Consider the following 25,773-nt stretch of genomic DNA (forward strand, 5'->3'; position numbering starts at 1 on the left):
CGATCGCGCCGCCTTGCCCGCGAGCGGGCAGGGCGGCGCGCCACGGCGCTGCGTCCGGGCGTGCGATGATGCGCGCATGGCTGCGTCCGACCTGTTCGACGACGATCGCGCATCGTCTCCCGACGCCTCTCGACTGCGTCCGCTCGACCTGGCCGGTGCGGACCTCCGCTACGCCGAGCGCGCATGGCCGCGTGCGGAGGCCGACGCGCTGTACGTCGCGCTGCGCGACGAGATTCCGTGGGCGCCGCATGTGCTGAACATCTTCGGTCGCGAAGTGGCGGCGCCGCGCCTGTCGTGCTGGATCGGCGATGCCGACGCGGTCTACGTCTACTCCGGCGCGCGGTTCACGCCGCTCGCCTGGACGCCGACGGTCGCGCGCCTGCGCGACATGCTGCGCGAGCGCCACGGCCTCGTCTTCAACAGCGTGCTCGCCAACCTCTATCGCGACGGCCGCGACACGGTCGGCTGGCACAGCGACGACGAATCCGAACTCGGCGCCGAGCCGGTGATCGCCTCGGCGAGCTTCGGCGCGCCGCGCACGTTCCGCCTGCGCTCGCGGCGCACGCGCGAAGCGGCGCTGTCGGTCGAACTCGCGCACGGCAGCCTGCTCGTCATGGCCGGCGCGACGCAACGCCTGTACCAGCACGCACTGCCGCGTCGCGCAGGCGTCGCGGCGCCGCGCATCAACCTCACGTTCCGCCGGATCGACGCGCGCGCCGGTTGAGCGCAATCGCATGCACGCGGCGGCGCGGCGATCCGCGCTAGCATCGGTTCGCTCCTGGCCGCCATGGTGCCCGCATGCCCCGTTTCGTCGCCTTCCTCCGCGGCGTCAGTCCGCAGAACTGCAGGATGCCCGACCTCAAGCGCTGCTTCGAGGCGGCCGGCTTCGACGACGTGAAGACGCTGCTGTCGAGTGGCAACGTCGTCTTCACGACGCGCGCGGCGAGCGCGACCGCGCTCGAACGCAAGGCCGAGCGCGCGATGGAGTCCGGCCTCGGCCGCAGCTTCGGCACGATCGTGCGACCGGTCGACGCGCTGCAGGCGCTGCTCGACGCCGATCCGTTCGCGTCGTTCCGCGTGCCGCCCGCGGCGAAGCGCGTGGTCACGTTCCTGCGCGAGGACGCGCCCGCGGTCGCGTTGCCGATCGAGCGCGACGGTGCGCGCATCCTCGCGCGCGTCGGCGCCGAAGTGTTCACGGCGTACGTGCCGAACGAGAAAGGGCCGGTGTTCATGACCCAGCTCGAGCGCGCGTTCGGCAAGGACATCACGACGCGCACGCTCGACACGGTGAGGAAGTGCGCGGTCGCATGAACGCGCCGGTTCGCCTGGGCGGCGTGGCGGCGTACCATCCCGACTTCGTTGCCAGGCGCGTCCGACGATGACCGACGATTCCGAATACCTCGTGCTGTCGCGTGGCCAATGGGACGCCGACGCGCGACCCGAAGACATCCAGCGGGCGATCGATGCGTTCTACCTCTGGCTCGACGGCCTCGTCGCCGCGGGCAGGATGAAACGCGGCCAGCGGCTCGCGCCGGCACGGCGGCTGGTCACGCGCGGGCACGGCGTCGTCGACGGCCCGTACGGCGAGGCGAAGGAAGTCATCGGCGGCTACTGGTTCGTGATCGCCGCGAGCCTCGACGAGGCGGCCGCGATCGCAGCCGGGAATCCGTGCCTGCGCTACGGCCTGTCCTACGAGATCCGCCCGATCGAGCACGCGCCCGCGCGCGCCGAGGCGATCAGCTGCGAGACGCCCGCGCGCGGCGGTTAGGCACGCCGTTCGGCAACCGTTGCCATCTGCGGTTGTAAACGGCGTAGCATTTGTCGCATCGACGACGAGGCCCCCGTGATGCCTGAACGCGAGCCCGGGATTCGAGCGGATGCGAGCGCGGCGGATGCCGCGCCGGTCGTGTTCGTGGTCGACGACGAGGAACACATGGGTACCGCGTTGCGCCGCCTGTTCGCCTCGGCGGGGCTGTCGGCCGAGGTGTACGCGACCGGCGAGGCGTTCCTCGCGCGGCCGCAGCTCGACGTGGCCGGCTGCGTCGTCCTCGACGTCGGCATGCCGGGCATGGGGGGGCTCGAGGTGCAGGCGCGCCTGCACGCGCGCGCGGCGGACCTCCCGGTGATCTTCCTCACGGGCGCGGCGGAAGTCCCGGTCGCGGTCGCGGCGATGCGCGCGGGCGCCGCCGATTTCGTCGAGAAGCCGTTCGACAACGACGACCTGTTGCGCCGCGTGCGCGGCGCGATCGAGCGCCAGGCCGTGCAGCGGGGCGAGGCGCGCCAGCGCCGCGAATTCGCGCGCCGCCTCGACACTCTGACGCCGCGCGAATGCGAAGTGCTCGAGTGGATCGTCGCCGGCAAGACCAGCAAGGAGATCGCACGCACGCTCGGCGGCAGCCACCGCACGATCGAGATCCACCGCGGCCGCATCATGGAGAAGACCGCGGCCGAAAGCCTCGCCGACCTCATCCGCATGCGCCTGCTCGTCGGTGCGCCGCGGCCTCGGCGGAACGGCGGCGAGGGGTAGGTGAACGTACGTATACGCAGTCGCCCGCATTACGGCCGAGAGAGGCGCGGCCGTAGCATGGCGATCTGTGTCGTGGGCGCGCATCCGGCGCGGCGACGGACCGAGGGCGTGATCCATGTCGACTGCCATTGCTTTGCACGCGCCGATCGAAGCGGCGTCGAGGGCCGCGCGCAGCGCGCCGGCCGCGGACGCGGCGCGCGCTGACGCCATGGAAGCGACCCTGCGCGCACTCGTCGATGCGGTGCCGACGGCGACCCTGCTGTTCGATGCCGACCAGCAGGTCCGCTACGCCAACCCGGCCGCGCGCGTGCTCGCGCGCCTGTGCGCGCCGGACAAGGCCGATCGCCCGCTCGCGGTCGTCGGCGACTGGCACCCCGAGCTGCTGAACAGCGGCGCGCTGCACCTGTGCAGCATGCACGGCAGCTGGAGCGGCGAGGTCATCCTCGGCGTCGGCCGCGGCCAGCACAAGATCCTGCTCCTCCACCTGTCGCGCGTCGGCGCCGACCTGTTCGGCATGACCGTGCGCGACATCACGCAGGACAGCATGCGCGAGTCCGAACTGCACGCGCGCAACGCCGAACTCGAAGTCGCCTACGCCAAGCTGCAGGGGGCGCAGGAGCAGGTGATGCAGTCGGAGAAGCTCGCCTCGATCGGCCAGCTCGCCGCGGGCGTCGCGCACGAGATCAACAACCCGATCGGCTACGTCAACTCGAACCTGAGCACCTTGCAGCGCTACATCTCGCAGCTGTTCTCGGCGATCCAGTCCTACGAAGCGGCGCTCGCCGGCGGTGCCGGTGCGACGGAGGCGGAGTCGATCCGGCGCAAGCTCGATCTCGATTTCCTCGTCGGCGACGTGCCTCAGCTGCTCAGCGAATCGCGCGAGGGCATCGACCGCGTCTGCAAGATCGTGCGCGACCTCAAGGATTTCGCGCGCAAGGAACGTTCCGAGGACTGGATCAAGGCGGACATCCACCGCGGCCTCGATTCCACCCTCAACATCATCTGGAACGAACTCAAGTACAAGGCGCAGATCGTCAAGACGTTCGGCGAGCTGCCGCCGGTCGAGTGCCTGCCGTCGGAACTCAACCAGGTGTTCATGAACGTGCTCATGAACGCGGGCCAGGCGATCCGCGACCAGGGCATCATCACGGTCACGACCTCGGTCGCCGGCGAGCGCGTGCGCGTCGACATCGGCGACGACGGCGAAGGCATCCCGCCCGACGTGCTGCCGCGGGTGTTCGATCCGTTCTTCACGACCAAGCCGGTCGGCAGCGGCACCGGCCTCGGCCTCGCGATCTCCTACGGCATCGTCTCCAAGCATCACGGCACGATCGAGGTCTCGAGCACGCCCGGCCAGGGCACGCTGTTGCGCATCGAGCTGCCGATCGCGCAGCCGCGCTGACCACACCGGAGGCCAACGATGTACCGCATCCTGCTCGTCGACGACGAACCGAACATCCTCAGCGCACTGCGCCGCTGCCTCGCCTCGATCGACGTCGGCGAACTCGACGGCGAAGCGCTCAAGGTGGAAGCGTTCACCTCGCCCGAGCAGGCGCTCGAGCGCAGCGAGGAACAGGACTTCGACCTCGTCGTCAGCGACTACCGCATGCCCGGCATGGACGGCGTCGAGTTCCTGTCGGCGATGATGGAACTGCAGCCGGCCGTGCCGCGCATGATCTGCTCGGGCTATGCCGATCGCGACGCGATCATCGCCGCGGTCAACGAAGTGCAGCTCGCCCGCTTCATCGGCAAGCCGTGGGTCGACGAGGAACTCGCCGCTGCGGTCGTCGCGCTGCTGCGGCCGGGCAGCGCGCGCGCGCGCGCGCCAAAGGCGCTGCGTGCGCAGGCGGCCTCCGCGCGCATCACGCGCGTCGAGCAGGACGACGACGGCGCGATCGTGCTGCGCAGCGACGATCCGGCCTGAAGCGCCGCGCGCGTTCGTCGCATAGGTATTGTTACGCATACGTAGGCGACCGGACTGGATCGTGCCGCGCGCGGGCGTAGCATCGATCCCCGAAGTTCGCGGTCGATCGGGGTTTGCATGAAGGGCGTGCGCAACAGCGGAATCCTGAGCGTCGCAGCGTTGCTGCTGGCGGCGGGGTGGTGCGATGCACGCGCCGGCGCGGTATTCGAGCAGTTGTCGGTGAGCCTGACCCTCGTCGATGCCTGCACGGTTTCCGGCATCGATCGCGAGGTGGCGACCGACGCTTCGCGCGGCCGTGCTTCAGGTCCCGTGCATGTCGCATGCACGGGCGGCGCCGCCCCTTCGGTGACATTCGCGCGCGTGCCGCGCGCGATGGCCTTCGCCGCCGGCATTGCCCCGCCGGCCGGCGAAGGCGCTTCCCACGCGGAGCGCGTGGATGTCGGCGGCGAGGCGGTCGTGCGCGCGACGGTGATGTTCTAGCGGCGCGTCAGGCCGAGGGCGGTGCGCCGTCGCCGGCCGTCGTGCGCGGCCGATAGCGCTGGAACGCGTCGCGCACCTGCTCGCGCAGGAGGTCGTCGTCCCACGGCTTGGTGAGGAAGCGGAACACCGCGCCGCGGTTGACCGATTCGGTGACGACGTCGATCTCGGTGTAGCCCGACAGGATGATGCGCATCGTCTCCGGATAGAGATCCTTCACCTTGCCGAGGAACTCGGTGCCCGACATGCCCGGCATGCGCTGGTCGGAAATGATCACCTGCACCGCGTTGAGCGAAAGCACGTGCAGTCCTTCGTCGCCGCTCGCCGCGGTCAGCACGCGATAGCCGTCGCTGCGCAGCATGCGCGTGAGCGCAGTGCGGATGCCGGGTTCGTCGTCGACGACGAGCACGGTGCGGCGTTCCTCGTCGGCACGCGGCGCCAAACGGATGCTGCGGCCTCCGCGCAGGTAGTCCTCGAACATCTCGGCAGCCACCGCGGGGCTGAAGTAGTAGCCTTGCATCTCATCGCAGCCCTGCATCGACAGGTAGTTGAACTGCCCCTGCGTCTCGACGCCTTCGGCGACGACCTTGAGTCCCATGCGGTGCGCGATCGCGATGATCGCCGAAGCGATCGCCGCGTCCTCCGCGCTGTGCGTGATGTCGGCGATGAACGTGCGGTCGATCTTCACGCGCGTGAACGGGAAGCGCTTGAGGTAGGCGAGCGACGAGTGGCCCGTGCCGAAGTCGTCGAGGGCGAGGCCGACGCCGAGCTCGCGCAGTCCGCGCAACACCTCCGCGGCCGCTTCGGGATCTTTCATGACCGAGCTCTCGGTCAGCTCCAGGTGCAGGTGGCGGGCGAACAGCGAATGGCGCGCGAGCGCGTCGCGCACGGTGCGCACGACGTCGCTGCGGTCGAGCTGTACCGACGAGATGTTCGCGGCGATCGGCACCATGCCCGCGCCCGCCTTCAGCCATGCCGCCTGCTGCGCGCAGATCGCGTCGATGACCCACGCGCCGATCGGCACGATCAGCCCGGTTTCCTCGGCGAGCGTGATGAACTCCTCCGGCGGAACGAGCCCGCGTTCCGGATGCTGCCAGCGGATCAGCGCTTCGGCGCCGACGACGAGCCCACTGACCATGTCCACGCGCGGCTGGTAGTGGAGCACGAACTGCCCTGCGGCGACGGCCGCGTGCAGCGCCGCCTCGGCGTCGAGGCGCGCGGCGATGCGGTGGCTGATCTGCGCCGAGTAGAACATCTGGCGCGCGCCGCTCGACTTGGCCAGCTTGAGCGCGGCCTCGGCGTGCTTGAACAGGCTGTCGTCGTCGTCCGCGTCGTCCGGATAAAGCGCGATGCCGGCCTGCCCGCTCACGGAAATCGACTGCCCGCCGACCTCGAACGGGTCGCGCAGCGCGTCGATCACCTGCTCGAGCAGTCGCGTCGCGACGCGGTCGCCGCTGCCCGGCCGCGCGATCGCGAACGTGTCGGCGCCGATGCGGCCGAGCGCGTACGGCTCCTCGAGGCGCTGTTCGAGTCGTTGCGCGACCGCACGCAGGACTTCGTCGCCGCATTCGCGACCGAGGCTCTCGTTGAGGCGGGTGAAGTGTTCGAGGTCGACGATCACCGCGCACACCTTGCCGTGCACGCTCGGTGCGGCGGAAACGAACTGCGCGAGCCGGTCGCGGAACAGCGCCGCGTTCGCGAGGCCGGTCAGCGCGTCGAAGTAGGCGAGGTGCTGCAGACGCTGCGCGTTGTCGATGTGCTCGAGCGCGTACGACAGGTCACCGGTGATCCAGCCGAGCAGGCCGAGTTCCTCGTCGTCGAAGAAGTCGCGTTCGCGTGCGAACAGGACCAGCGCGGCGACGACTTCGCCGTTGGACGACAGCGGGAACGCGGCGCCGGAGCGGCATTCGTGTGCGACCAGGCGATCGCGCACCGGCGCGAACGTCGCGTCGGTCGAGAAATCGTTGATCACGACCGGCTTGCGCGAGACCAGTGCACGCACCGAGAAATGGTCCGAGCGCAGCGCACGCAGGTTGCCCTCGATGAACCCGCGCGCGCGTTCGTCGGCGACGGCGAGGATCGAGGGCGTCTCGCTGCCGCGTTGCGGGCCGGCCACCCAGGCGATCTCGAAGATGCCTTCGACGGTGGCCATGCGACACGCTTCCTGCAGCAGCGATTCGCGATCGGGCTGGCGCAGCATCGCCGAGTGCAGCGCACCGATGACGGCGCGGATACGCGTGAGGCGCGCGATCTTGCGCTCCTGCTCCTTGCCTTCGGTGACGTCCTCGGCGAGGCCGGCGATCTGCTCCAGCCGGCCGTCCTTGTCGAACACCGGGAAGCTGCGCGAGCGGATCCAGCGGATCGAGCCGTCGGGCCGGGCGATGCGGTACTCGAAATCGAGCTTACCCTTCGGGTCGATCGGCTGGCCGTCGCGCAGCATCGGGTTCGGGTCGCCCGGCACGATCGCCTCGAGCCAGGACGCCGGCGAGCGGTACACGCTCTCGCGGCTGCGCCCCCAGATGCGCTCGTAGGCGGGGCTCACGTACAGGCATTCGCCGGACCGCACGTTTACCAGGAAGAACACCGCGGGGATGTGCTCGGCGATCTGCCGGAAACGCTTCTCGCTCTCCTCGAGCGCGGCATGCAGGCTGCGCCGCTCGGTGATGTCCTCGAGCATGCCGACGAGGAACTGCGGGCTGCCATCCGCGTGGCGCACCAGCGTCGCGGTGAGCAACGCCCAAACCTCGCCGCCGTCGCTGCGCCGGTAGCGCTTCTCGATGCGGTAGCGATCGATCGTGCCGGCGAGCAGGCGTTGCGCGAGCACGTCCTGCAGCAACGCGTCGTCGGGATGGCTCACGTCGGCCACTGCGAGGCGACAGAGCGCCTCCGATGTATAGCCGAGCATGTCGGCGAGAGCGCGGTTGCAGCGCACGAAGCGCCCGCTGTGCACGTCGACGAGTGCGATGCCGACGCCGGCCTGCTCGAAGATCGCGCGGAAGCGGTCCTCGCTGCGGCGCAGTTCCTCTTCCGCGCGGCGTCGCTCCGTCACGTCGCGGATCATGCCGAGCAGGTTGCCGTCCGGCATGAGCGTGGCGATCACTTCCGCGGGGAAGGTCGTGCCGTTCTTGCGCCGGAGCGACCACTCGCGATGGTGCGCGGCACTGCTGCGGATCGCCTCGATCGCCGGTGCGATGTTGCCGATTTCGGCGGGTGCGACGATATCGCTCGCGCCGAGACCGACGAGTTCGTGCCGTTCGTAGCCGAGCATGCGGCACGCGCTCTCGTTGGCCTCGAGGTAGACGCTGTCGGCATCGGCGACGACGATGCCGTCGGGGGCGCAGTCGAACAGCGTGCGATAGCGCTGTTCGCTGACCTCGTGCTCGCGCTCGGCGCGCACGCGTTCGGAGACGTCGATGCCGATGCTGACGAGGCAGCGGTGGCCGTCGAATTCGACGCGCTTGCCGGTGAAGAAGTAGGGGATCTCGCGGCCGTCGCGCGTGAGCAGCGGCGCTTCGAACGAGGACGCGCCGAACGCGAGCACCTCGGCGATGTTCGCTTCCAGCGACAGGCGCTGCGCGGCCGGGAAGAACGCGCGCGGGTGCATGCGCGCGATGTCCGGCGTGGCGTAACCGGTCACCTGCTCGAAGTGGCGGTTCCAGCGCAGGAAGCGGCCGCGCGCGTCGTGCAGGTAGAGGATGCCGGGCATGCTCTCGACGAGCGCTTCGGCGAAACGCCGCTCCAGCCGCGTCGCTTCCGCCTGGCGCGCCGCATCGTCGAGCGGGCGCACGATCGCGGCGAACCGCGGTGCGTCCTCTCTCGCGCGCGCGCCGGCGTCGACGCGCCGGCCGAGGTCGCGGTGCAGCGCGAACTGCCGGCTCGCGAGCTCGCGCAGCGCGGCGAGCGCGCGCGTGGCCGCGGCGTCGCTGCAACGGAGGTCGAGCACGCCGACCAGGCCGACGGGGTCGTATTCACCCGCGGGCAGCATCGCCGCCGCGGCCCGGCGGAACGCGGCCGCGTCCGGCAATGCAGCGACGACGACACCTTCGGTTCCGGCGATCGCGGCCGGGCCGGCCTGCGCGGCCAGCTGGTCGAGCAGCAGTGGGATCACGTCGCGCCACGCCGCATCGGCGACGCCGTCGGCGGTCGCGACGAACAGCCCCTGTTCCGGCCAGGCGACGAATCCGCTCGTGCCGTCGCAGGCGGCCGCGGCGGCCTCCGCGAGCTCGCGCAGCGCCTCGTTCGGTGCCGGCGGCGACCAGCCCCCGCCACGGCGATCGATCGATGTGAACGTCTGGGCCATGGATCGCGTTCGCGCTCCCGGGGTCGGTGTCGAGAGTGCTACGAGATCGCGACGGCGTCCAGCGAGGTCGTGCGCGGGCTTCGGCTTCCCTTCAGATGAGGAACAGCGTGGCCAGGCCGAGGAAGATGAAGAAACCGCCGCTGTCGGTGATCGCGGTGATCATCACGCTCGAGCCCATCGCCGGGTCGCGGTCGAACTTCAGCAGGGTCATCGGGATCAGCACCCCCATCATCGCCGCAAGCAGCAGGTTGAGGGTCATCGCCGCGGTCATGACGAGGCCGAGCGACACGTTGCGGTAAAGCAGCCAGGCCACGACGCCGATCACGCCGCCCCAGATCAGCCCGTTCAGCACGGCCACACCGAGCTCCTTGCGCAGCAGCCTTTTCGCACTCGTGGGGCTGATCTGGTCGAGCGCGAGCGCGCGCACGATCATCGTGATGGTCTGGTTGCCCGAGTTGCCGCCGATGCCGGCGACGATCGGCATCAGGGTCGCGAGCGCGACGAGCTTCTGGATCGAGCCTTCGAACAGGCCGATCACGCGCGAGGCGACGAACGCGGTGACGAGGTTGATCGCGAGCCAGGCCCAGCGGTTGCGCAGCGACTTCCACACCGAGGCGAAGATGTCCTCGTCCTCGCGCAGGCCGAAGCGCTCGCGCACCTCGGCGTCGCTCTCCTCGCGGATGACGTCGACCATCGCGTCGATCGTGACGCGCCCGATCAGCTTGCCGTTGGCGTCGACGACCGGCGCGGTGACGAGGTCGTAGCGCTCGAACGCCTGCGCGGTCTCGGCGACGTCGTCCTCGGGGTGGAACGTATTGGCGTCGCTCGCCATCACCTCCGCGACGTCCTTCGCCGGGTCGTTGACGAGCAGCCAGCGGATCGGCAGCACGCCGGTGAGCACGGTGTCCTGGTTGACCACGAACAGCTTGTCGGTGTGCTCGGGCAGTTCCTTCAGGCGGCGCAGGTAGCGCAGCACGGTCTCGAGCGTGACGTCCTCGCGGATCGTCACCATGTCGAAGTCCATGATCGCGCCGACCTGGTCGTCCTCCCACGACATCGCCGACTGCACGCGCTCGCGCTGCTGCGCGTTGAGGCGGTGCATGAGTTCCTGCAGCACGTCCTCGGGCAGGTCCTCGGCGAGGTCGGCGATCTCCTCGGCGTCGAGCTGTTCGGCGGCGGCGATCAGCTCGGGCTTGTCCATGTCCGCGAGCAGCGACTCGCGCACCGCGTCGGACACCTCGAGCAGGATCTCGCCGTCGCGGTCGGCCTTGACCAGGTTCCAGATCTCGAGGCGCTCCTCCGGCGGCAGCGCTTCGAGGATGTAGGCGAGGTCGGCCGGGTGCAGGCCGTCGATCTCGCGTTGCAGCTCGGCCACGTGCTGGCGGTGGACGAGGCTCTCGACGAGGTCGTGGTGGTCGCCCTGCTGGCGGTGCGCGAGGTTCTCGACCAGGTGCTGGCGGCGCAGCAGCTCGCCGACCCGCGCGAGCTGGCCCTGCAATTGGCTGTGCGGATTGCGGGTTTCGACTTCGCTCATGGCCGGCGCGACAGCAGGTGCGCCCCCGGTCGGAACCGGGCGCGCAGGAGACGGATACGGGTGGGGAGCGCGGCTCCCCGGGCGCTATTGTCGCCGTTGCGGCGCGCGAGGGGAACCGGTGGCTGGCGGCCATCGCGTCGGCGGTGGGCCGGGTCGGCCGGACACGCCCGCGCCCGGCGCATGTCCTCTCGCGCCACCACAGCGGCACCTGCGGTGCACAGCACCGCGCGACGCGGAGGATGTAGGGCGGGTAGAGCCGTGCAGCGGCGAATCCCGCCGTCAGCCCTTGTTCGCGACGTGCGCCGCCTCGCCCGCGCGCAGGCTCCAGTCGACGAGCTGCGGCACGAGCTGGTTCAGCGCGGCCTCGAACGCGGCGAACGCGGCCGCCGCATCGCTGCCTCGCGCCGGGGCTTCGACGCTGAACGCCTGTGCCGCGAGCACGCGGTTGGTCGTGTAGTCGAGCAGGCGCGCCTGCAGGCGGACCACCGCGTGCGCGCCGCCGCCCATCTCGAGCTGGAAGTCGTGCAACGCGATGCCCAGCGCGTAGTCGGCGCGCAAACCCGAGGCCGAGCTGCCGACGCCGGTGATGCGGCGCGAGTTCTCGAAGCCCTGCACGATGAGGTTGCGCAGCAGCGCCGGCGCGCTGTCGCTCCAGCGCGCACCCGGGTAGACCTCGATCACCCCCGGGCTCGGCATCACGACGATGCGCACGGTGTCGAGCGCGTCGCTCGCCAGCGGCGTCTCGACCGCGAGTTGCCAGTCGACGCGTGCGGCGACTGCGTCCGCCGGCGCGGCGAGCTTGGGCGAGTAGATCGTGAACGGGGTGCGCTGCACGTTGAGCAGCGACGAACACGCCGCGAGCGGCAGCGCGAACAGCAGCGCGGGGAAGCGGAGGCGGGCATTCATTTCTGCTGGAACTCCTTGGGCTGGTCGCGGCCGAGCAGCAGGCTGTCCGAGGCGCCGAGCTTGTCGCTCAGCTGCTTGAGCGAGCGCAGCGTCTCGCGCAGCTCGAGCACGGTCGGGCCGATCTGGCGCAGACCCTGGTTGCTGAACGCACCGATCGCGGCGCGGTTGTCCTCGACCAGCAGGCCCGCCGACTCGGCCATCTTGTTGACCGAGGCGAGCGCGGCGTCGGCGGTCTGGATGAGCTTGCGCGCGTCGTCGCGCACGAGCGCATTGGTCGAATTGGCCATCGTGTCGATCGTCGCGAGCGTCTTCTTCATCGCCGCGGTCGCCTCGGCGAGTTGGTGCACCGCTGTGCCGATGTCCCCGCGCTGGTCGGCGAGCGCTCCGCTGAGCTGATCGAGGTGCTCGAGCGTCGCCGATACGCGATCGACGTTCTCCGCCGACAGCATCTCGCTCATGCGCAGCAGCAGGTCGTTGGCGGTGACGACGATGTCCGAACCCGAGGCGAGCAATTTCGACAACGCCGATTCCTCGGACGGGATCACCGGTACCGGCCGCTCGCGCGTCGGCAGCAGCGGCGGACTGCTCGGCGCGCCGCCGGACAGCTGGATGAACGCGAGCCCGGTCACGCCCTGCAAGGCGAGCTTCGCACGCGTGTCCTGCCGCACTGGCGCATTCGCGTCGAGGCGCACGCGCGCGATCACCTTGCGCGGGTCGTCGGTGGCGAGGTGCAGTTCGCGCACTTCGCCGACCTTGATGCCGTTGTACTGCACGAGCCCGCCGACGGACAGGCCGGTGACCGCTTCGCTGAAGACGATGTCGTAGTCGGCGTAGCGCTTGTCGACGCCGCTCTTGGACATCCACAGCACGAACGCGAGCGCGAGCAGGAATGCGCCGATCGTGAAGGCGCCGATGAGGACGTGGTGGGCGCGGGTTTCCATGCGGTGTCTCCGTGCGCGGATCAGCCGGGCGCGGCACGGCCGGGCGGCGCCGGTTCCGTGCCCGACGGGCGAACGTGTTGTGCAGCCGAGCGTTCGCTCGCCTGCATCGCCGCGCGTCCGCGCGGGCCCTGGAAATACTCCTGCACCCAGGCATCGTCGCAGCGTTCGACCTTGTCGAGCGTGTCGGCGATCAGCACGCGCTTCTGCGACAGCACGGCGACGCGGTCGCAGATCGTGTAGAGGGTGTCGAGGTCGTGCGTGATGAGGAACACGGTCAGGCCGAGGCTCTCGCGCAGGGTCAGGATGAGCTGGTCGAACGCGGCCGCGCCGATCGGATCGAGGCCCGCGGTCGGCTCGTCGAGGAACAGGATGTCCGGATCCAGCGCGATGGCCCTGGCGAGCGCGGCGCGCTTGACCATGCCGCCGGACAGCTGCGACGGGAGCTTAGCGCCGGCGTCGGGCGGCAGTCCGGCGAGTGCGATCTTCAGCGCGGCGAAGCGCTGCATCAGCGCGAGCGGCAGGTCGTGGTGCTCGCGCATCGGCACCATCACGTTGTCGGCGACCGACAGCGACGAGAACAGCGCGCCGTTCTGGAACAGCACGCCGCAGCGGCGTTCGACCGCGACGCGCTGTTCGTCGCTCGCGTTCATCATGTCGGTGCCGAGCACCCTCACGCTGCCCGCCGCGGGCCGGTTGAGACCGATGATCGAGCGCAGCAGCACCGACTTGCCGCTGCCGGAGCCGCCGACCACGCCGACGATCTCGCCGCGGCGGATGTCGAGATCGAGACCGTCGTGCACGACCTGCGCGCCGAACTGGTTGCGCAGCCCGCGCACTTCGATGACGCGATCACTCGCCGGTGCCGGCGCCGGCGCGTTCATACGTCGATCTCCATGTAGAAGATCGCGGCGAGCGCGTCGACGAGGATCGCGACGAAGATCGACTGCACCACGCTCGACGTCGTGTGCGTGCCGACCGACTCGGCGCTGCCCGACACCTTCAAGCCCTCGAGGCAGCCGATCGAGGCGATCAGGAACGCGAAGATCGGCGCCTTGCTCATCCCGACCCAGAAGTGGCGCGTCGCGGCGAGGTCGTGGAAGCGGGTGACGAACATCGTCGGCGAGATGTCCATGCTGAACGCGCAGACGAGCGCGCCGCCGACGATGCCGGCGAGCATCGCGATGAACGACAGCGCCGGCAGCGCGACCAGCAGCGCGAGCAGGCGCGGCAGCACGAGCACCTCGACCGGATCGAGGCCGAGCGTGCGGATCGCGTCGATCTCCTCGCGCGACTTCATCGAGCCGATCTGCGCGGTGAACGCGCTGCCTGAGCGGCCGGCGATGAGGATCGCGGTGAGCAGCACGCCGAATTCGCGCAGGAACGAATAGCCGATCAGCTCGACCGTGAAGATCGTCGCGCCGAAGTCCTTCAGCACGGTCGCGCCGAGGAACGCGACGACCGCGCCGACGAGGAAGTTCAGCAGCACGACGATCGGTACCGCGTCGAGGCCGGTCTGCTCGAGGTGGAACGCGAGCGAGGTGACGCGCCAGCGCCGCGGCACGAACACGCAGCGCGCGAGCGTCTCGAGCACGAGGCCGATGAAGCCGAGCAGCTGCCAGGCGTCGCGCGCGACCTGTTCGGCCGCGGAGCCGGTGCGCGCGAGCAGCGCGACCAGGCCGGCGTCGCCCTTTGGCGGGGCCTTCGCCGCGACGTCGGCCTTGGCGACCGCGTCGACCAGCGCGCGGCGCGTCTGGTCGAGGCCGTCGACGCCGCGGTCGCCGGCGAGATCGAGCAGCAGGCGCGCGCCCGCGGTATCGAGCCGGCCGATGCCGCTGGCGTCGACGCGCAGGCGTTCGCCGTGCGTCCGCGCGAGGGCGGCGACCTGCGCGGCGAGCGCGGGCGCGGCCGCGATCGTCCAGTCGCCGGCGGCGGCGACGACGTCGCCGTCCTTGCCGTGGCGGAGTGTGGCGGTCCCTGCGGCGCTCATCGGGCAAGGCTAACAGGCTCGCCCGTGATCGCAAATGCACGGCAGGCGGGAGCGCGGGAGCGCTCGCCAATCGACGCGTTCGCGCGGCATCATTGCGCGATGGACATGGCAGGGTTCACGCAACGCATCGGCGGCGACGCCGAGCTGAAGACGCGCATCGGCTTCGTGGTCGAGCTGTCGCGCCGCCTGCACGAGTACGGCACCACCGCGCCGCGCCTCGAAGACGTCGTCAACCTCGTCAGCGCGCGCCTCGGCCTCGCCTGCAACGTGCTGTCGACGCCGACCTCGATCGTGATGTCGTTCTCCGACCCGTCGCACGGCGACGACCTTGCCGAGACGACTCAAGTCGTGCGCGTGCCGCCGGGCGAGGTGAACCTCAAGCGCCTGTGCCAGGTCGACGAGATCGCCGACCGCGTCATCGCCGGCCAGCTCGACTTCGTCGAGGGGCGGCGCCAACTGCGCGCGGTCGGCGAGCGGCCGGCGAGCCGGATCGGCGACCTCGCGGGCGTGCTCAGCTTCGGCGTGTCGTCGGCGGCGATCGCGACGATCCTGCACACCGGCTGGCACGAGGCCGCGGTCGCCGGACTCAACGGCTTGCTTATCGGCGCGATCTCGCTCGCGCCGCGGCGCTGGCCGTCGTTCGCGCCCGCGCTCGAGGCCGCCGCGGCGTTCCTCTGCACGCTCGTCGCGATCGCGGTCGCGCAATGGCTGCTGCCGATCGCGTTGCGGCCGGTCGTGCTCGCGAGCCTGATCGTGCTGATGCCGGGCATGACCCTGACCACCGCGGTGCGCGAATTGTCGAGCCAGCACCTGATTTCCGGTACGGCGCGCATGATGGGCGCGGCGACGACCCTGCTCAAGCTCATCTTCGGTACCGCGGCGGCGTTGCAGCTCGGCGCACTGCTCGGCATCGCGCCGCCGGCGACCGATTCGATCCCGCTGCCGGCGTGGGCCGGCTGGTGCGGCGTCATCGCCGCGGCATTCTCGTTCGCGGTGCTGTTCAAGAGCCCGCTGCGCTTCTACCCGGTGGTCATCGCCGCGCCGATCCTCGGCTACGCGTGCACGCAGATCGGCGGCGCGCACGTGCCGCCCGCGTTCGGCACCTTCGTCGGCAGCCTCGTCGTCGGCGCCGCGAGCAACCTGTTCGCGCGCATCATGCAGCGTCCCGGCGCGCTCGTGCGGGAGACCGGCATCATCCTGCTCGTGCCCGGCAGCGTCGGCTTCCGCAGCCTCAGCTACGTGCTCGACCGCGAGGTGCTGCTCGGCATCGACACCGCGATCACGATGGCCGCGCTGCTCACGGCGATCGTCGCGGGCCTGCTGTTCGGCGACTTCCTCGTGCCGCCACGGCGCAAGCTGTGATGTTCGCCAGGCTCCCGCGCTGGGTGCTCGGCGGCGGCGCGCTGCTCGCGTTCGTCGCCGGCATCGTCAACGCGTGCGGCTTCCTCGGCGTGCAGCACCAGGGCATCACGCACCTCACCGGCACGACGACCCTGCTCGGCATCGCGTTCGGCGAGCGTGACGCGGCGGGCATCGTGCATTTCACCGCGCTGATCGGCGCGTTCATGGCCGGCTGCGTCGCGAGCGGCGCGATCGTGCAGGATTCGACCCTGCGCCTCGGCCGTCGCTACGGCGTCGTGCTCGTGATCGAGGGCGCGCTGCTCGCGCTCGCGGTGCCGCTGCTCGCGCGCGGCGACGTCGCCGGCGACTACCTCGCCTCGGCCGCCTGCGGCCTGCAGAACGCGATGGCCAGCACCTACAGCGGCGCGGTGCTGCGCACCACGCATTTCTCCGGCACGCTGACCGACCTCGGCATCTTCATCGGCCATCGCCTGCGCGGCCTGCCGGTCGACGCGCGGCGCGTGCGCCTGCTGCTCGCGCTCGTGCTCGCGTTCCTCGGCGGCGCGGTCGCCGGTACCGGGCTGTTCGCGTACCTCGGCTACGCGGCGCTGTACGTGCCGGCCGCGGTGACGGCGACGATCGGGTTCGCCTACGGCATCTACCGGCACCTGCGCCCGCACCGCGTCGACGCGGGCGCGGGCGGTTGACGCGCCGCCGGCCGAAGCCGGCGGCGGCGTGCCTCACTTCAGCAGCGAGCGCAGCATCCAGGCGGTCTTCTCGTGTTCCTGCATGCGCTGCGTCGCGAGGTCGGCGGTCGGCTGGTCGTCGGCCTTGTCGGCGACGCGGAACACGTCGCGTGCAGTGCGCGCCACCGTCTCGTGGCCCTCGACGAGCTGCTGCACCATCGCCTTCCAGTCCGGCACGCCGGTCTCCTCGCCGATCGCGGTGAGCTTGCCGAACTGCGTGTACGAGCCCGGCGCGTAGACATCGAGCGCGCGAATGCGCTCGGCGATCGTGTCGGCCGCGGTCCACAGCGCGTTGTACTGCGTCTCGAACATGAGGTGCAGCGTGTTGAACATCGTACCGGTGACGTTCCAGTGGAAGCTGTGCGTCTTGAGGTACAGCGAATACGTGTCGGCGAGCAGGCGCGACAGGTTCTTCGCGATGCTCTCCCGGTCCTTCTTGGCGATGCCGATGTCGATGGCCATGCGTCGACTCCTGGGATGGGGCGCCTAGGCTAGCGCGTCCGCGCGCCGGCGTGAAATCGAATCGCGCGATCGACGCGATAGCCGCGCGATATCGCGTCGCGCGCCTGATCCCGGACTCGCATCGCGCGCGCGCATCGCCGACAATTCGCGCATGTCCGATATGAAATCCCTGCGCGACGCGCTCGATACGGTGATGGCGCGCGACGTCGGTCGCCTGCTCGCGCGCTGGCGCCGCGTGTCCGCTCGGCCGCAGGAAGGCGAGATCGCCGCCTTGCGCGAGGCGATCGCCGCTTCGGCGACCGAGCGCGCTGCACGCGCCGCGCGCGTGCCCGCGATCGCGCTCGACGCCGCGCTGCCTATCAGCGCGCGCGCCGACGAGATCGTCGCCCTGATCCGCAAGCACCAGGTCGTCGTGCTCGCCGGCGAGACCGGGTCCGGCAAGACGACGCAGTTGCCCAAGCTGTGCCTCGCCGCGGGCCGCGGCAGCGCGGGCCTGGTCGGCTGCACCCAGCCGCGCCGCATCGCCGCGCGCAGCGTCGCGCGCCGCGTCGCCGCCGAACTCGGCAGCGAAGTCGGGCGCCTGGTCGGCTTCCAGGTGCGCTTCGCCGACCACGTGTCGGACGAATCGCTGATCAAGTTCATGACCGACGGCATCCTGCTCGCCGAGACGCAGGGCGATCCCTGGCTCGGCGCGTACGACACGATCATCCTCGACGAGGCGCACGAACGCAGCCTCAACATCGACTTCCTGCTCGGCTACCTCAAGCGCCTGCTCGCCAAGCGACGCGACCTCAAGCTGGTAGTGACCTCGGCGACGATCGACACCGCGCGCTTCGCCAGGCACTTCGGCGATGCGCCCGTGGTCGAGGTCGAAGGGCGCACCTATCCGGTCGAGGTGCGCTGGCGCCCGGGCGGTCGGCGCGGCGAGGAGCGATCCAGCGAAGCGGTCGCCGCGGCCGACGAGCCACGCCGGCGTCGCCGCGACCCCGAAGCGGCCACGGAGGCGGACCCGCTCAGCCTCGCCGAGCAGGTCGTCAGCATCGCCGACGAGATCACGCGCGAGGATCCTCGCGGCGACGTGCTGGTGTTCCTGCCGGGCGAGCGCGAGATCCGCGACGCCCACCTCGCGCTGTCGCGGCGCAAGTACCGCGAGACCGAAGTGCTCGCGCTGTACGCGCGCCTGTCCGCGGCGGAGCAGGATCGCGTGTTCCGGCCCGGGCCGCAGCGGCGCATCGTGCTCGCGACGAACGTCGCCGAGACCTCGCTCACCGTGCCGCGCATCCGCTATGTGATCGACACCGGCACGGCGCGCGTGAAGCGCTACAGCCCGCGCAACCAGCTCGAGCGCCTGCACGTCGAACCGGTCTCGCAGGCGGCGGCGGACCAGCGCAAGGGCCGCTGCGGCCGCGTCGGCCCCGGCGTCTGCTATCGCCTCTACGACGAGCAGGATTACCTGCAGCGCGTGCGCTACACCGATCCGGAGATCCTGCGCTCCTCGCTCGCCGGCGTGATCCTGCGCATGCTCGCGCTCAAGCTCGGTGATCCGGCGCAGTTCCCGTTCGTCGAGGCGCCGTCCGACCGCGCGATCGGCGACGGCTATCGCCGGCTCGCCGAGCTCGGTGCCGTCGAACCCGTGCGCTCGTCCGTGATCGCGCAAGATCAAACAGCGGCCATCCCTGGCCGCACTTCTCCAGGAGAGCAAACGGATCACGGGCCGGCGTGGAGGCTGACGGCGATCGGGCAGGCGCTCGCGAAGCTGCCGATCGACGTTTCGCTCGGCCGCATGCTCGTCGAAGCCGATGCGCGCGGCGTGCGGCGCGAGCTGCTCGTGCTCGCGTCGTTCCTCAGCGTGCAGGATCCGCGGCAACGCCCGGCCGAGGCGCGCCAGCAGGCGGATGCCGCGCACGCGGAGTTCGCCGACCCGAAATCCGACTTCAACGCCGTGCTCAAGCTGTGGGCCGCGTACGGCAGTGCGCACGAGGATCTCACGCAATCGAAGTTGCGCGACTGGTGCGAGGCACGCTTCCTGTCGTTCCTGCGCATGCGCGAATGGCGTGAGCTGCATCGCCAGCTGTTGCTCGCGCACGAAGAATCGGGCGGCAGCGATCGCGTCGCGGACGAAAGCGGTGCAGGCGCGCGCCCGCCGCGTCCGCGCGCCGGCGCAATCGCGCGCCCCTCCGCCCCGACGCCCATCGAAGCGCAGGCGGCTGTCGTCGACAACTACGAAGCCGTGCATCGCTGCCTGCTCTCGGGCTGGCCGACCCAGGTCGGACGCAAGGACGAACGTGGCCAGTATCGCGGCACGCGCGAGCGCAAGTTCGCGATATTCCCGGGTTCGGCGCTCGCGAAATCCGCTCCTCAATGGCTGCTCGCCGGGCAGATCCTCGACCTGCAGAAGGTCTATGCGATGTCCTGCGCGAAGGTCGAGCCCGCGTGGATCGAGCAGCAGGCCGCGCACCTCGTGCGCAAGAGCTGGCGCGACGCGCACTGGTCGCGCAAGCGCGGAGCGGTCGTCGCGCACGAGCAGGCGACCCTGTTCGGGCTCGTGCTCGCCGACCAGCGCACCGTGCTGTTCGGCCGGCAGGATCCCGCGCTCGCCCACGCGATCTTCCTGCGCGAGGCGCTCGCGCGCGGCGAGATCGATGCGCGCGCCGACTTCGTGCGCGCGAACGCGCGCGTGCTCGCCGAGGCGCGCGAGATCGAGGCGAAGCGGCGCCGCGCCGGCCTGCTGCGCAGCGAGGACGACCTCGCCGCGTTCTTCGCCGGCAAGCTGCCCGCGGACGTCAACACGTCCGCCGCGCTCGATGCGTGGTACCGCCGAGCGACACCGGCGGAGCAGGCTGCGCTGCACTGGTCGCTCGCCGACGTGCTCGGCGAAGCGGCCGGCGTGGGCGTGCGCGAATTCCCCGTGCGCCTCGACGTGGCCGGTCACGCGCTGCGCCTCACCTACCGCTTCGTGCCCGGCGATCCCGCCGACGGCGTCACGCTGCACGTGCCGCTCGCGCTCGTCAACGCGGTGCCCGCGGCGCGCTGCGAGTGGCTCGTGCCGGGACTGCTCGCCGAGAAGGTCGCCGAAGCGATCCGCGGCCTGCCCAAGGCGCTGCGTCGCAACTTCGTGCCCGCGCCCGATTTCGCGCGCGCGTTCGTCGAGGCCGAGGCGCCGCGCGACGAACCGCTGCACGGCGTGCTCGCGCGCTACCTGCAGCGCGTCACCGGCGTCGCGATCGGCGCGGCCGAGTTCGCCGGCGCCGAGCTTCCCGCGCACCTGGCGATGAACTTCCGCATCGAGGACGAGCACGGCGGCGTGCTGGTCGAGAGCCGCGACCTCGCGGCGATCCAGGCGCAGTGGACCGGCGCCGCGCGCGTCGCGTTCTCGCGCCGCGCGGACGTCGAGCTCACGCGCGAGGACGTTGCCGACTTCGACTTCGAGGACATTCCCGGCAGCGTCGTGTCGAGTGGCGGGCTGACCGCGTTCCCGGCCCTCGTCGACCTCGGCGAGAGCGTCGCGCTTCGCGTGTTCGAGCGGCGCGACGAGGCGCTCGCGCAACATCGCCGAGGCGTCGAACGGCTGCTGCGCCGCGCGCTCGCCGAGCGCATCAAGCAGGCACAGCGCCAACTCCCCCTCAAGAACGATCTCCTGTTGAGAAGCGCGGCCATGGAAGGCCGCTTTTCCGCACTTGCGACCAAGGACGATCGCAAGGGCCAGCCGGGCGTCGTCGACGCGCTGCGCGCCGATATCGTCGAGGGCGCATTGCGCGAGCAGTTCGCCGCGCTCGACCTCGACGTGCGCACGCGCGCGGCATTCGTCGCGACGCGCGATTCACTCGCGCGCGGCCTGTTCGCGGCCGCGGTCGAACGACTCGCGCTGGCCGAGGCGATCCTCGCCGCGTTCGCGGAACTGCGTCCGTTGCTGCAGCCGCCGCTGCTCGGATTCGCCCGTGCGAACTACGACGACCTCGAGGAGCAGCTCGGCGAATTGCTCGCGCCGGGATTCCTGCGCGACACGGGTTCCACGCGCCTCACGCAGTTCCCGCGCTACCTGAAGGCGATGCGCCTGCGCGCGGAGCGGTTGCGCCAGGATCCCGCGCGCGACCAGGCGCGCATGCTCGCGGTACAGCTGTACTGGCGCGACTACCTCAAGTTGCGCGTCGCGCACGGCGGCGACGCGCAACTGGAGGAACTGCGCTGGCTGGTCGAGGAATTGCGCGTGTCGACGTTCGCGCAGGAGCTGCGCACGGCGGAACCGGTGTCGCCGAAACGGCTCGCGAAGCTCGTGGAAACGCTGCGCGCGCGTTGAAGGCGCGCGCGGTGGTGGCCGCGGTCCGTCTACTTGACGCGCTTGACGCGCACGCTGCAACCGCAGCCGTCCACGTACATGAGCCAGCTGCCGAGCAGCATCGGCTTGATCTTGACCTTCGGATTGCTGAACTTGCCGGTGTCGCGCGCGCCCGACTCGGCCTGCGCCCATTCCTGGCCGTTCTCGAGCGTGAAGACCGTGTGTCCACGCCAGCCTTCGAACGTCCCGACGATGTTCGATTCGATGTTCTCGCGCGCACCTTCGTCCGGGTAGAACACCGGCGCACCGCTCGACGATACGTACTTCACGTTGCCGCCGCCGTGTGCCTCGATCCAGGCGTTGAGCTGGGCGAGTTCCTGCGGCGAGAGCTTGTCGAGACCCGCGGCATGGAATTCCGCCTGCGACATGCGCTCCTCGAGGGTGGGCGCCTGGGTCTGCGCGCCGGCCACGGAGGCAGCAACGATTAAGGTGAGTGCGAGGCAGGGGATCAGGCGCATAGTTTCGTCGGCAGGTGGGCAGTCTGTGACCGCAACCGCAAAAATCCTTGACTTACGGGAACTTAACACGTGCACTTGAGCTCGCATCGGGATACAATGCGGCGGGCCCAAGTGTAGCATGAGCCGTCCGGATTTGGTCCGGCGACTCCAGCTGGGTGCGGTCGAACGAAGCCGTTCATGGTTCGTATAAGCGACGCGGTGGCAAGCGGATTGCGCAAACAGAACCAGAACTCCGTTCCAGGTGAGAGTAATCGAGAGATGTCCGTAAAGAACGTGTACCCCGCAACGATCGTCGCTGCACTGCTCCTGTCGACCACCGCGGCCGCTTCGCCGGCCCTCATCATCAACGATGGTCAATCCATCGACGTCCTGACCCCGCCGGGCTTCACCTACGTGGCCAGTGCGGGCGGTGCCTCGAGCGTGCTCGACGTGACCACCGAGGGTTACGCGATCTGCGCGAACGTCGGCCAGTCGGTGGCGACGCCGGTGTCGATGCAGGCGCACCACCCGCGCTGGACGATGCCGATCGCGAACGACGTGCGCAACGTCAGCTACACGGGCGGCGTGCTGCGCGTGAACAAGGGCATCGGCGCGTTTTCACCCGAGGGTTCGCTCGGCTGCCAGGTGCGCGGCGCCAAGGGCGAGCTCTCCTCGCCGTTCAGCGGCTTCGGCGACGGGCTCTTCCGCGACAGCTGGGAAGGCTTCGCGTCGGTGCAATTCGGCAACCTCGTCAACTGGCTGGCGGTCGACGGCTTCTCCTGGTCCACGCCCGACTGGCGCGTGGTGCCGAACGATTCGTGCACGTGGGACATGGACCCGAACGCGCCGCAGACCGCGGAGAATTCGCTCTGCGCGGCCGCGGCGGGCGTGCGACCCGTCGCAGGCGGGTCGCAGAACGACGCCCGCTACGGCGATCGCGCGCCGACGATGTGGACCGCCACGACGACCAGCAATTTCATCTATCTCGCGCGCATCGACGCACGCTTCGGTGCGCAGAGCGGGGCACCGAACAGCCACTTCCCGATCGGCACGCCGCAGCGGCCGGACCAGGGCCAGTCGAGTTCGGTCGACGTCGCGATCCGCGACGCCTACGACTCGAACTACCTCTCCGCGAACGGCACGTACTGCCTGTTGCGCCAGTTGCCCGCGGTGCTCGACGACAATGTCTGTTCGGGCGGCGACGTCTACTACGCGCAGGGGCTCGTCGACCAGGACAACCCGGGTGGTTTCGTCAACGAACGCATCCCGCTCGTCGCCGGCTTCAACACCGCGGCGTCGCTGTACGTCGCCGTGGTGCGCCAGAAACTCGCGGGCGGCACGTCGGCAGCCAGCTGTCAGCCGTACGCCGCGATCGCCGCGATCAGCGATCCGGGCGTGGCACGCAACGAGAACGGCGACGAGTTCATCGGTGACGACGTCGTGTTCGGTTTCCGCAACGCCGACAGCTTCGAATGGATGGGTTGCATTCCCTGACCCGAAGCGTTCGCACACCCTTGCATCGGCGCCTGCGGGCGCCGATGTCTTTTCCGAGGTTCGTGACACGCGGGGTGTGGCGCCGAGACCGTGAATATGTCCGTTGAAGCCGCCATGTCGCTGGCGACGTGGGCGGCGCAGCTCGAACGCAGTGGCAACGACGGTGTCGCCGCGCGTGCGTGCCGCCTCGCCGCGTCGCGCACGCCGCCGACGGCCGCATGGCTCGCCGTGCAGCCGGAGCTGCTCGCGACGATCGCGCTGCTCGGCGAGCTCGGCGTCGGCGAGGAGGCGCAGGCGGCATGCCTGCTGCACGCGCTGATGCTCGCCGATCCCGCGGTGGACGTGGCCGCGCTCGCCGGCTTTCCCGACGGCACGCGCGCGCTCGTCGAAGGGCAGCAGGCGGCCGAACGCGTCTGGGCGCTGTACGCGGCGCACGGCACGGTCGGCGGCAGCGAAGGCCTGCGTCGCCTGCTGCTGGCGATCATCCGCGATCTGCGCGTCGTGTTCATCCTGCTCGCGCGCCAGCTCGTGCGCATGCGCGGAGCCACGCGCGCGCCCGAAGCCGAACAGCGCGCGCTCGCGCGCCTCAGCGCCGACATCCACGCGCCGCTCGCCAACCGGCTCGGCATCTGGCAGATCAAGTGGGAGCTCGAGGATCTCGCGTTCCGCTTCCTCCAGCCGGACGTGTACCGGCGCATCGCCGGCCTGCTCGACGAACGCCGCGGCGACCGCGAGGCGTGGATCGGCGACGCGAAGACCAGGCTCGGCGACGCGCTGCGCAGCGCAGGCATCGATGCCGAGATCGCCGGGCGGCCGAAACACATCTATTCGATCTGGCGCAAGATGCAGCGCAAGGGCGTCGAGTTCTCCGAACTCTACGACGTGCGCGCGCTGCGCCTGCTCGTCACCGACGTCGCCGCCTGCTACGCGGCGCTCGGCGTCGTGCACACGCTGTGGCCGTACATCCCGGGCGAGTTCGACGACTACATCGCGAACCCGAAGGGCAACCACTACCAGTCGCTGCACACCGCGGTGATCGGGCCGGGTGGCCGCACGCTCGAGGTGCAGATCCGCTCGCACGACATGCACCGGCACGCCGAGCTCGGCGTCGCCGCGCACTGGCGCTACAAGGAAGGCGGCGGCGCCGACGCGAGCTTCGAGCGCAAGATCGCCTGGATGCGCCAGCTGCTCGAGGCGCGCGACGCGTCCGACGACGACGCGGCGCTGCTCGCGGGCTTCCGCACCGAAGTGGTCGAGGACCGCGTCTACCTGCTCACGCCGAAGGGACAGGTGATCGACCTGCCGCGCGGCGCGACCGTGCTCGACTTCGCCTACTCGATCCACACCGACGTCGGCCATCGATGCCGCGGCGCGAAGGTGAACGGGCGCATCGTGCCGCTGCCATTCCAGCCCTCGAGCGGCGACCGCATCGAGATCCTCACCGGCAAGACGATCGAGCCGAAGCGCGACTGGCTCGCGCCACAGCACGGTTACCTCAATACGCATCGCGCGCGAGAGAAGGTGCGTGCCTGGTTCAAGCGCGTCGACCTCGCGCAGAACCTCGCCGCCGGCCGAACGCTGCTCGAGCGCGAGCTCAAACGCCTCGCACTGCAGCCGCCGAACCTCGACGACCTGCCCGAACGCTTCCACGTGCGCACCCATGACGAGTTGCTCGAGGCGCTCGCGCTCGGTGACGTCAGCACCGGCCAGCTCGCTCGCGCGCTGCACGAACTCAGCGCGCCGCCGCCGGAGCCGGTGCCGGTGCAGGCGCCGCACCCGGCGCAGCGGCCCGTCGCGGACAGCGGCGCGATCGTGATCGAAGGCATCGGCAACCTGCTCAACCAGCTCGCGCGCTGCTGCCAGCCGCTGCCGGGTGACGCCATCGCCGGCTACATCACGCGCGGGCGCGGCGTGTCGGTGCATCGCGCCGACTGTGCCCAGCTCGCCAAGCTGCGCGAACGCGATGCGAGCCGCGTCATCGCGGTCGAATGGGGACGCCGGCGCGAAGCGAGCTACGAGGTCGACGTCATCGTCAAGGGCTACGACCGCAAGTGGCTGCACAAGGACGTCACCAACGTGATCGCCGCCGCGAACGCGCACGTGATCGCGGTCGACGCGCGCGTCGACGAGCGGCGCGGCACGGTCGAGATGAACTACGCGCTCAAGGTGTCCGGGTTCGACCAGCTCAGCGCCTTGCTCAGCCAGCTGCTGGCGATCCCCAACGTGATTGAGGCGCGCCGGATTGCGTGAGGGGTTTCTCGTCCGGGTGGAGGCCTGGCCGGCGCAGCCGGCATGCGCGCCGACGCGCCTGCTGATATGCTCGGGCGCCCGCCTGATGCGCGTTTGCGAGCCCCGCCAGCG

General features: G+C 70.4%; 20 protein-coding genes. 12 read left to right on the forward strand and 8 right to left on the reverse strand.

The features are described 5' to 3' along the window. Positions 1 to 76 precede the first annotated feature (76 nt). The 7 genes from FHW12_RS20240 to FHW12_RS20270 all read left to right on the forward strand — a co-directional run bounded on the left by FHW12_RS20240 (position 77) and on the right by FHW12_RS20270 (position 4,931). Complete coding sequence (locus tag FHW12_RS20240; RefSeq protein WP_182532878.1) at positions 77 to 724, forward strand: alpha-ketoglutarate-dependent dioxygenase AlkB family protein; 648 nt, start codon at positions 77 to 79, stop codon at positions 722 to 724. Positions 725 to 798: 74 nt separating this feature from the next. Continuing rightward, on the forward strand, positions 799 to 1,311 hold the full coding sequence (locus FHW12_RS20245; RefSeq protein WP_182532879.1) for a DUF1697 domain-containing protein: 513 nt from the start codon (positions 799 to 801) through the stop codon (positions 1,309 to 1,311). Between the two features lie 67 nt (positions 1,312 to 1,378). Beyond that, a complete protein-coding gene (locus tag FHW12_RS20250; RefSeq protein ID WP_182532880.1) occupies positions 1,379 to 1,768 on the forward strand; it encodes a YciI family protein in 390 nt (129 codons plus the stop codon). 78 nt (positions 1,769 to 1,846) lie between these two features. Continuing rightward, complete coding sequence (locus tag FHW12_RS20255) at positions 1,847 to 2,527, forward strand: response regulator transcription factor (protein WP_182532963.1); 681 nt, start codon at positions 1,847 to 1,849, stop codon at positions 2,525 to 2,527. Between the two features lie 208 nt (positions 2,528 to 2,735). Then, positions 2,736 to 3,929 carry an ATP-binding protein gene (locus tag FHW12_RS20260; protein ID WP_182532964.1) on the forward strand — a complete coding sequence of 398 codons (1,194 nt, stop codon included), beginning with the start codon at positions 2,736 to 2,738 and terminating at the stop codon, positions 3,927 to 3,929. A gap of 18 nt (positions 3,930 to 3,947) precedes the next feature. Beyond that, the gene (locus FHW12_RS20265; protein ID WP_182532881.1) at positions 3,948 to 4,451 is read left to right on the forward strand and encodes a response regulator; all 504 of its coding nucleotides are present in this window, start codon (positions 3,948 to 3,950) and stop codon (positions 4,449 to 4,451) included. 117 nt (positions 4,452 to 4,568) lie between these two features. After that, positions 4,569 to 4,931: a hypothetical protein gene (locus FHW12_RS20270; RefSeq protein WP_182532882.1), complete on the forward strand. Its 363-nt coding sequence runs from the start codon at positions 4,569 to 4,571 to the stop codon at positions 4,929 to 4,931. Between the two features lie 7 nt (positions 4,932 to 4,938). Here FHW12_RS20270 and FHW12_RS20275 read toward each other — a convergent pair whose 3' ends face one another. From FHW12_RS20275 to FHW12_RS20300, 6 genes are all read right to left on the reverse strand, one after another. Further along, the gene (locus FHW12_RS20275; RefSeq protein ID WP_182532883.1) at positions 4,939 to 9,228 is read right to left on the reverse strand and encodes a PAS domain S-box protein; all 4,290 of its coding nucleotides are present in this window, start codon (positions 9,226 to 9,228) and stop codon (positions 4,939 to 4,941) included. A gap of 91 nt (positions 9,229 to 9,319) precedes the next feature. Continuing rightward, the gene (mgtE, locus tag FHW12_RS20280) at positions 9,320 to 10,762 is read right to left on the reverse strand and encodes a magnesium transporter (protein ID WP_182532884.1); all 1,443 of its coding nucleotides are present in this window, start codon (positions 10,760 to 10,762) and stop codon (positions 9,320 to 9,322) included. A 279-nt stretch (positions 10,763 to 11,041) separates the two neighbouring features. Further along, positions 11,042 to 11,668 carry an ABC-type transport auxiliary lipoprotein family protein gene (locus FHW12_RS20285; RefSeq protein ID WP_182532885.1) on the reverse strand — a complete coding sequence of 209 codons (627 nt, stop codon included), beginning with the start codon at positions 11,666 to 11,668 and terminating at the stop codon, positions 11,042 to 11,044. Beyond that, positions 11,665 to 12,609 carry an MlaD family protein gene (locus tag FHW12_RS20290; protein ID WP_182532886.1) on the reverse strand — a complete coding sequence of 315 codons (945 nt, stop codon included), beginning with the start codon at positions 12,607 to 12,609 and terminating at the stop codon, positions 11,665 to 11,667. The genes FHW12_RS20285 and FHW12_RS20290 overlap by 4 nt, the downstream gene beginning before the upstream one ends. Positions 12,610 to 12,629: 20 nt before the next feature. Next, positions 12,630 to 13,490: an ABC transporter ATP-binding protein gene (locus tag FHW12_RS20295; RefSeq protein ID WP_182532887.1), complete on the reverse strand. Its 861-nt coding sequence runs from the start codon at positions 13,488 to 13,490 to the stop codon at positions 12,630 to 12,632. Then, a complete protein-coding gene (locus tag FHW12_RS20300) occupies positions 13,487 to 14,596 on the reverse strand; it encodes an MlaE family ABC transporter permease (RefSeq protein WP_182532888.1) in 1,110 nt (369 codons plus the stop codon). Before FHW12_RS20300 ends, FHW12_RS20295 begins: the two co-directional genes overlap by 4 nt. A gap of 105 nt (positions 14,597 to 14,701) precedes the next feature. On the opposite strand from FHW12_RS20300, the gene FHW12_RS20305 reads away from it, so the two are divergent. Continuing rightward, positions 14,702 to 15,958: a threonine/serine ThrE exporter family protein gene (locus FHW12_RS20305; RefSeq protein ID WP_182532889.1), complete on the forward strand. Its 1,257-nt coding sequence runs from the start codon at positions 14,702 to 14,704 to the stop codon at positions 15,956 to 15,958. Continuing rightward, complete coding sequence (locus FHW12_RS20310) at positions 15,958 to 16,644, forward strand: YoaK family protein (RefSeq protein ID WP_182532890.1); 687 nt, start codon at positions 15,958 to 15,960, stop codon at positions 16,642 to 16,644. The genes FHW12_RS20305 and FHW12_RS20310 overlap by 1 nt, the downstream gene beginning before the upstream one ends. Before the next feature lie 33 nt (positions 16,645 to 16,677). Here FHW12_RS20310 and FHW12_RS20315 read toward each other — a convergent pair whose 3' ends face one another. After that, positions 16,678 to 17,145: a Dps family protein gene (locus FHW12_RS20315; RefSeq protein ID WP_182532891.1), complete on the reverse strand. Its 468-nt coding sequence runs from the start codon at positions 17,143 to 17,145 to the stop codon at positions 16,678 to 16,680. 151 nt (positions 17,146 to 17,296) lie between these two features. Between FHW12_RS20315 and hrpA the strand changes: the two genes are divergently transcribed. After that, positions 17,297 to 21,442: an ATP-dependent RNA helicase HrpA gene (gene hrpA, locus FHW12_RS20320; protein WP_182532892.1), complete on the forward strand. Its 4,146-nt coding sequence runs from the start codon at positions 17,297 to 17,299 to the stop codon at positions 21,440 to 21,442. Between the two features lie 29 nt (positions 21,443 to 21,471). On the opposite strand, the gene FHW12_RS20325 is transcribed toward hrpA, so the two are convergent. Next, on the reverse strand, positions 21,472 to 21,849 hold the full coding sequence (locus tag FHW12_RS20325; RefSeq protein ID WP_259393176.1) for a hypothetical protein: 378 nt from the start codon (positions 21,847 to 21,849) through the stop codon (positions 21,472 to 21,474). 348 nt (positions 21,850 to 22,197) lie between these two features. Here FHW12_RS20325 and FHW12_RS20330 point away from each other — a divergent pair, with 348 nt between their 5' ends. Both FHW12_RS20330 and FHW12_RS20335 read left to right on the forward strand, forming a co-directional pair. Beyond that, complete coding sequence (locus tag FHW12_RS20330) at positions 22,198 to 23,412, forward strand: hypothetical protein (protein WP_182532894.1); 1,215 nt, start codon at positions 22,198 to 22,200, stop codon at positions 23,410 to 23,412. Positions 23,413 to 23,526: 114 nt separating this feature from the next. After that, positions 23,527 to 25,662, forward strand: a complete 2,136-nt coding sequence (locus tag FHW12_RS20335) for a RelA/SpoT family protein (protein WP_182532895.1) — start codon at positions 23,527 to 23,529, stop codon at positions 25,660 to 25,662. The last annotated feature ends 111 nt before the right edge of the window (positions 25,663 to 25,773 follow it).

It is taken from the genome of Dokdonella fugitiva, from assembly GCF_014138265.1.
Taxonomy (GTDB): Bacteria; Pseudomonadota; Gammaproteobacteria; order Xanthomonadales; family Rhodanobacteraceae; genus Dokdonella_A; species Dokdonella_A fugitiva_A.